Source organism: Psychrobacter sp. Pi2-51, assembly GCF_904846665.1.
GTDB lineage: Bacteria > Pseudomonadota > Gammaproteobacteria > Pseudomonadales > Moraxellaceae > Psychrobacter > Psychrobacter glaciei.
Map to the genome: position 1 here is coordinate 1 of NZ_CAJHBP010000046.1, position 8,101 is coordinate 8,101.

The 8,101-nt window shown below is 39.2% G+C and carries 5 protein-coding genes; 1 reads left to right on the top strand and 4 read right to left on the bottom strand.

Annotated elements, in window-relative coordinates:
• Positions 1-302 precede the first annotated feature (302 nt).
• Positions 303-947, bottom strand: coding sequence for a DUF411 domain-containing protein (locus JMY08_RS13695; RefSeq protein ID WP_201593735.1), 645 nt, complete (start codon positions 945-947; stop codon positions 303-305).
• 239 nt (positions 948-1,186) lie between these two features.
• Between JMY08_RS13695 and lnt the strand changes: the two genes are divergently transcribed.
• Positions 1,187-2,755 (top strand): apolipoprotein N-acyltransferase, encoded by a 1,569-nt coding sequence (lnt, locus tag JMY08_RS13700; protein WP_057758793.1) that lies wholly within the window; start codon positions 1,187-1,189, stop codon positions 2,753-2,755.
• A gap of 165 nt (positions 2,756-2,920) precedes the next feature.
• Here lnt and JMY08_RS13705 read toward each other — a convergent pair whose 3' ends face one another.
• The 3 genes from JMY08_RS13705 to JMY08_RS13715 form a co-directional block, all read right to left on the bottom strand.
• Entirely contained in the window at positions 2,921-3,868 is a 948-nt protein-coding gene (locus JMY08_RS13705) for a cation diffusion facilitator family transporter (RefSeq protein ID WP_082624560.1), read from the bottom strand.
• A gap of 1,469 nt (positions 3,869-5,337) precedes the next feature.
• Positions 5,338-6,348, bottom strand: a complete 1,011-nt coding sequence (locus JMY08_RS13710) for a DNA-binding protein (protein WP_201593736.1) — start codon at positions 6,346-6,348, stop codon at positions 5,338-5,340.
• 281 nt (positions 6,349-6,629) lie between these two features.
• Positions 6,630-7,868, bottom strand: a complete 1,239-nt coding sequence (locus tag JMY08_RS13715) for a replication initiation protein (RefSeq protein WP_201569637.1) — start codon at positions 7,866-7,868, stop codon at positions 6,630-6,632.
• Positions 7,869-8,101 lie beyond the last annotated feature (233 nt).

Here is an 8,101-nt window from a genome sequence, read left to right on the forward strand (position 1 = left end):
ATATTAATATAGATGCTAATTCCCTACTGGCTTATGTAATATTACGTAATTGTTTCGATACATCCTGTATATTCTTGTATTAACCCTTAGTTATTTATCTATTTTAAGGGTTAATAACCGATAAATCCGCTTACATTGTCATCAAAAGTTACAAATTCAAAGTTATTTTTAATTTTAAAGTCGCAATAGCTAATGAATTCTTTGATGAAGAATCATTTTATAAGCAATAGAACAGTCTTATACCTACCTCATTTACTTTTAACGCTAACACTATAATCAAAGTATTCTTAACTGCTAACACACTATAATTGCTGCTCTACCGATTCAATATCAGCATAAACTTGGGTCGTCCCGTCTTTATTGAGCTGCATAACCTGATAGGGCATGAATTTATTTTGATACTCCATACCTGGGCTACCAACAGGCATGCCAGGTACGGCAAGACCCATAGCTTGTACTGGCGGATTTTCTAAAAACTGCGCCATATATTTAGCGGGTACATGACCTTCAAAGACGTAACCATCAGTAGTGACTACAGTATGGCAAGAACGCATTTCATTTGGAACGCTGTAGCGCTCTTTAAATACGGCTAAGTCCGCAACATCTTGCGCGGTTGCACTTAGACCATTATCTTCTGCATGACTTATCCATTCTTTACAGCAGCCGCAATTGGCATCTTTATAGACAGTGGCTGAGACGTTTTTTAGTAGGTCTGGTTTATTTACTGATGTCATCATAGGAGTATTTATAACGTTTGGTTCAGCTGTCTTCGGAACAGTCACTACATCTTCAGTTGATGCCGATGTTGTGCTTGCATCAGATACGCCACTACTCGGTTGGCTACAAGCAAATAGTGATGAGGCGGCAAGTAATACTAACGTACTACGCAACCCCTTAGACAGATAACGATTGAATATAAGACTGGATTTTATTTTTAAGGGGGTCATAGTGCTCTCTCATGTACTGTAGATATTGTGAGCTATAGAAGGTCAAGTAACACTTCATATCGTTTTGTAATGTAGCATAATAACCCATCAAACGGAGTACGTAAATTTATCCATTGAGCAGTGCGGACTGGTATCATAAGCAGTTTTCATTTTGAAATGCTGCCTGTAGTATTAACAGGTCTATCCGAGTTTTGGATTTTGACTAAAAATTCAAAACTCATAATTTTGGATAATTTGCGATGCGCCTGTCTACTATTAATCTACAAAAGCGTTTGAGTACTCACTCAAATCAATTACCGCTATGGTTTACGCTAGTAGCAGCATGGCTTGCAGGGGCTATTTTTTTATTTGCGCTAGCGCCTCATGGGTTCTGGCCGCTAGCAATAGTGTCACCAGCGATTTTATATGCGCTGTTGGTACCAAATATGAGTGGTCGTCGCGCTTTTATTATCGGTGAAGCTTACGGTATGGGGCTATGGTGCGTCGGCGGCTTTTGGCTCTATACTGCCATCCATGATTATAGCGATACTCCAACGTGGCTCGCATTGATTATGATTGGATTGATGGGTCTCGGTATGGGACTGTTTCATGGATTTTTAGCACTAGTCTTTAACCGTATGGTAGGCAAACAACCCTTTTCATTTGCTGCTCTTTGGGTGCTACAAGAATGGTTAAAAACTTGGTTATTCACAGGCTTTCCGTGGCTGTTTGTTGGTTATGCATTTACTGAAGAGTATTGGTTATCGTCCTTAGCACCCGTTGCTGGTGTTTTTGCCGTCTCTTTTGTTGCCATACTATTGGCTGCAAGTTTAGTAGAGCTACTGCTTCGGCGCAGTAGTTATGCCGTCGTTTCTGTACTGTTATTAGCCATTAGCACATCATTATGGCTGGTCAATCCGCAATGGACAAAACCTAAGGGCACACCTGATCTGTCAGTGTCATTGATTCAAGGTAATATTTCACAAGATATAAAGTGGCTGACGCAATATCAATTAGAAACGCTAAAGATTTATGCGAAGTTAACGCGCACTGAGTGGGGACGTGATGTGGTGGTGTGGCCTGAATCATCTATTCCGATGTTTCAGGATGAGGCTGCGGGCTTTATTAGTGAAATGATAGAAATGGCCAATGCGACCAATACGACATGGATAACTGGTATCCCTTATAAGGATAAAGCGGCATTCAATGCCAGTACGGATAAGTATCCCCCATTTTACAATAGCGTGATTGCTCGAGGTGTAGAAGCGGAAGGCCTATACAAGAAGCAGCGTCTAGTGCCTTTTGGAGAGTATATTCCATTTGAAGGCGTGCTCGATATTTTCCCAAGTTTGGCCGGTAGTCAGGATATTAAGAGCTATAGTCGTGGTAGTGATCAGCAGTCACCGCTAAAGGTGCGTGGACACAATATAGGGACGGCTATCTGTTATGAAGTAGCTTATCCAGATACCACGCGTAAAAATGCCATCGATACTGACTTTTTGTTGACCGTCTCTAACGATGCTTGGTTTGGCACTTCAGCAGGACCATTGCAACATTTGCAAATGGTACAAATGCGCGCGCTTGAGAACGGGCGCTGGTTTATTCGAGCGACCAATACTGGTGTTACCGCTATTATCAACCATAAAGGTCGTATTGTAAAACGCGCACCGCAGTTTGAGCGTACTGTACTACGTGGTGAGATACAGGCACGGGTTGGTAACACGCCCTTTATGCTTATGGGAAATTATCCTATCTTGATAATAATAACTCTGTTATTACTACTAAGCTATTTTGGCAAAGGTCTAACCACACTTAGAAGACGAGGGTAATAGTAAACTTAATCATAATAATTTAATCAGTGTAAGTTTTTTATTTTTTCTAGGTAACATCCTAACGCACGTAAATATAAAAGTTTTAAACTATTGATCACATAAGAATTGATTGAAAAAATTATGTCGACATAAGGCACGCGCCTCATACTTAAAAAAAGATAGCTATATACGGTCTATCATCTTTTTGTTGATACTTTCATTTAATGCACGCGATTTTTGATTGTCATCTGCCTTAGTACCAAATTCAATAGTTGCATGTTGTATATTCTGATGCGCCAAATCTTCCTTGATGTTTTCTTTCATAGTAATAGTCTCTTTAAACGTTATGTCGGTCTTCGGTACAATATGAACTGTAAGAGCATTCTCAGTGGTACTCAAAGCCCAGATATGTAAATGATGAAAGTTTTGAATAAAATTATAGCTCTCTAAGATAGCAGTGATTTTACTGAGATCAACATTTTGAGGTACTCCGTCGATAGCAAGCTTGATACTCTCTTTTAGTAGACCCCAAGTCGATAACAGTATAACGACTGAAATAATCAAGCTAACTAGAGGATCAACGATATTCCAACTTGTATAGTAAATAATAATGCCCGAGATAACGACACCTACAGAGACCAATGCATCTACCATTAGATGCAAGAAAGCACCTTTGACATTAATATCGTCTTTTTGACCTTTGTAGAATGCAAAAGCAGAAACAGTATTTATAAATACGCCTATTAGAGCTGTAATAATAATAACTTTTCCTGCAACTTCCGGTATGGTATCAAATCGACCCAAGGCCTCATAGGCAATACCTATAACTATTGTAACTAACAATATGGCGTTAATAAGAGACGCCATTATAGAAGCTTTTTTGTAGCCATAGGTATAAAGCGTAGTAGATGCTTTCTGTGCTAATTTCATTCCAATTAACGAGATTATTAAACTGGCAACATCACTTAAGTTGTGGCTAGCGTCTGCGATCAAAGCTAATGAATTAGTTGAGTAGCCCACTATAAACTCGATGAGCGTAAATGCAGAATTTAGACCAATCCCAATATAAAAAGCTTTATTCATATCTTTAGGGTTTGGAGCTTGATGACTGTGGTTATCTGAATTACTCATAATTTACCCTTGTTTAGGTTGCTGCATTTTATTAAAGGTAGAAAATAAGTTTATTGCATATTTTCTATATTGCACAGTCAATATTGCTCTAATACCGTAGACACACTTATTTTTATCAATAAACTGAGCCACAACTTGATTGTGTGTCCTATCTCTCCTTGGGCGAAAAAAGCGGATTTTACTGTAATCTAACTGGCTTACGTAAGCTTCTTGTTCTCATGTTCAAGCTCTTTAGTATGTGTAGCTTAGTCTTGAATGTTGGTTAGTATAGTTTCATTAGTGCGCTTTTTATGACATGACCACATAAAGGTGTAATCGTTTAATGCTTCAATCAGCATGCGAACGGCGCGTTCTTTAATCTCAGGAGTGTAAGTTTGTCTTTTCATTATCGTATTCTCTCAGAAAGATGATTTACCGCTTCTTAACAGCGCGTGTAAAACCTTGCATCTGACGACTAAGGCGGTCTTAATAGTAAACTACCTCAGTATTGTCAGAAACTTAACGTCTTGTGAGAATGTACTAAGTACTAATTGCTAACTTCAAAATAATTGAAATGCTTACGCTAAATGACGACAAAAAAAGCCTAAGCAATTTAACGAAGAATCAGATATTAAAAACCTAATCTGTATGACAAACAAAAAAATGCCTCTGGGAGTTGACTCCCAGAGGCATTTAGTTTTAAATGTAGATAACGGTTACAGTGTGCGTCAACACCCTGTAACGAACAAATAAGCACACAGACTGCGTTATTTGAACAGCATTAAATGCCCGTTTAGGGTCATTTTATCCAAAATCTGCTTTCATATCAACTCTATTTGCTATACATTTTAAAAACTGCTTGTTCGCTCGTTACATTTTCGTGCTGCTCTCTCTGTACCCGTTACCCGTCAAATGGGTGGCAGGCCTCGGTGACGACTGCGTTTGACATAAGGGTGAGCTCCCTACAGGGGTGACTAGACAAAGGATCAGAGCAACGCAATGAGTGGTTACTTGTGCATATCGTAGCGGTACATTGGGCGAACGCCCTTGCTAGCGTATGACAGCACAGTAGCGGTTATGAGCGTGTCTAGGCGGTGCTATCAGCCGTAATCATAACAGCCGTAGCTTGATACAGTGATACGGTCTTGATGACGCGATGGGCGATGAAGTCGGCATGACTAATCACATCAAATTCAAGGGATGCACTAAAGTGTTTGTGAGCATTATTATTATACTCATAATTGCTTTAGGGTGAGTGTTCCTTGAAATCTGCTCAAGGCTCCAAAATCAGCATAATTTCACTTAGGCTAATTTAAGTAGTATATAGCCCACTAGGCTATATACTATAAGAATCTAGAGAAAAATTTAGAATATTTATTATACAACCATCATTTATTCAGTGAGTCGACATTGTCATGGTTGATTCATAAGCTTAGTGTGAATAGAACGGGATTGACTTAGTTATTGTTAATAGGCCTCTATTACTAAGTTTAACTGATACTTTTAGTGTTAATTGTCTCTCGCATCTTTTCAATCTCTGCAGTCAATGAGCTACTCTTTTCCTGTTCTGATTGATAGTTAATTGAAAGCTCATCATATTGCTCAATTAAAGCAGTGTGCTCAGTACTAAGCAAAGTTTTCTCATGATTTAATGTGTTGTGTTGCTTAACAAGCAGCTGATGATCTGCTTCAAGCTTAGCTTGCTTTTGAGTCAGCTGCTCATTGATCCCTGATAACTTATTACGTTCAGCGGTTATCGCTTTTAATTCTCCTTTTACCTCTGCTGTAAGGTTCATTATTTGGTTGTGCTCAGTAGTCACTGTTTTTAGCTCAACCTTGACTGCTTCAAGCTCTGTCTTCACACGTGTGATCTCTGCTTTATCGCTATTAGCAGTGGCTTCAAGCGTGGCCACCTTCGATATGTTGGCACTCAGCTCTTTTGACTGTTGATCAAAGCTGCTACGCAGGTCAGCAAGTTGAGCCTGAGCTGCAGCTGTTTTAGCTCGTTCAAGCTCCAGCTGGTGCTGAGTATCACTGAGTGTCTGCGTCAGCATATCCCGTTCAGCAGTCACTTGAGCTGCGGTGATAGCCGTTGCCTCTGCAGTTGCTGTGACCTCATCGAGCTGTTCTAACAAATCAGTCTGCTCACTCTCTAGGGTCTTAACCGCGTCTTGAGCCTCGTCTGTCTCAGCTTGCAACTTGGTTTTAATATTCTCTAGAGCCTCCCGTTCTCTAACCAGACGATCATTGGCAATATCAATGGCCGTTTGCCACATATCCGCGCCAAGCGTTTGTAAACGTTCAGCAATGCCACTTGGTAGCTCAACCTGTCTTAGCTGCTCTTCTTGTTGGTTATCCTGACGCCAAGACTTCATGGCTTCACTGATGGTCGTGAATGATCCACCACCCAGCGCCTTACGCACTTCTGCTAAAGTAGGTTTGATATCTTGTTCGTGCAGTTGATCAGCGGTAGCATGAATTTGTTGTGTAGTAATGGCCACAGTTATTGTCCTTAATTTTGTATGAGTAAATATGTAGCGTTTGTATCATATTGTATATAGTATAATACAATATACAACATGATACAATATAAGATATAAAAAAACCTCAAGCAATCTTGAGGTCATAATCGTTAGATTATGGCTAACAATCAATTAAGTACTCCTCTAGCGCATTATTATCATTTATTAATGATTAGCGCTGGTTTTTTTAGAGAATCATAGTGTCTTAATACTGCCAAGGCTAGCACCTAACCACCCAGCAATAGGATGTTTTTGTCAGTCTACGTATATTCTAAATAATCACGAATAGGACATTTATTGAAAACTGAAGAATCCGTCTTTAGTCTTTTGACCATCTCAATTGCCCACTCTGCCTCATTTTGGCCTGCTAGACTGGTGGAGCTGACCAGATGGTTATAATTGGCTATAAATTCTTTATTCAGAACAATGCGCTTTAATTGTGCGTCGCTTAGACCTTTAATTGAAAAAGGATTCAGATCACTCTTCAATGCTTTTGACTGCTTAGCCTCTACCTTGGCTTGACTGCTATCTTCAAAACTAAACACAATCTCACTCACCACCCGCCCTTTTTTCTTTTGAGCGTAGGTTATACGGTAAGGCGTGTGCGTATGAATATCACTGATAGCTTTATCTAATACATAACGTTTGAAATCAATATTCCTACCATAGCTATCAACGCAATTAAATTTTTCACGTAAATAGTCAACGGTATACGCCTTTTCTTTGTATTTTTGGAACATACAACTGGCAATCAGCTCAAATAAAATCATGCCATAACTACCAAGATTAATAATCCAATGTCGCTCCCATTTGGTAAATGGATTTTCACGATCGAATACTGATAGCATCTCAATCACTGTATCGGCCAGTATAATTTCTAACTGTCCCTCGTTTTCCTTATATTCGCACTGAACAAGCCAAGACACTCCAGTTCTATGCGTCCGTTCATTATTCTTAAAGTTCCAAAAAAAGAATGCTTTGTGCAGCATGCTATTAGCAACTTCTGCCAAGGTACGGTAAATACTTTTTTTGCCTAAATTATATTCACGGGCAAACTCTAGCGCATTAACCACAAACATTCGTTTTCTGGCATCAGGGTCTTTTTCTACATGCTTACGTACTAAGGGCGATAAAAACATAATCAGACGCCGCTCATTCAAGTCCAAATCTGAAATGGCATTTAATAAACGGTTTTGCATCACCAGCCATTTGTCACTGTAAATTGGTTTGGGCTTACTCTCAACTTGACTGACATTCTGTAATGGTTTGATTTCTTTAACGTCTGAGGTAATCAAATCAAAATTAAAATCAAATTTTGATTCTATGACAGGTTCAATAATAAGGATAGTGGCATCATTATCACCCACTGTCCTTCTTACATGAGCGGTAAGTTCATCGCGCTCTTGTTCGCTTAAATTTTTATCTACTTTGACCGTATAAGACTCGCCTATAAACTCTCGTAGGTTATTTTGGAACTGTGCCATCTCATTTTTATTCATATCGTAATATTTCGCTAGATTAATGCTTATGGTGAATAATAAACAATATTAGTGGAATTTACAAATTTACTTTCCACTAATACCGCCTAAACTTCCACCTTTAACCGCCTAAACTTCCACCTTTAACCGCCTAAACTTTCACCTTTAACCGCCTAAACTTCCACTATATAAAAATATTTTTCCGCTGTAGACCAAGTGAAGTAAGTGTCTGTGCCGATTTTCACCTTCAGGAC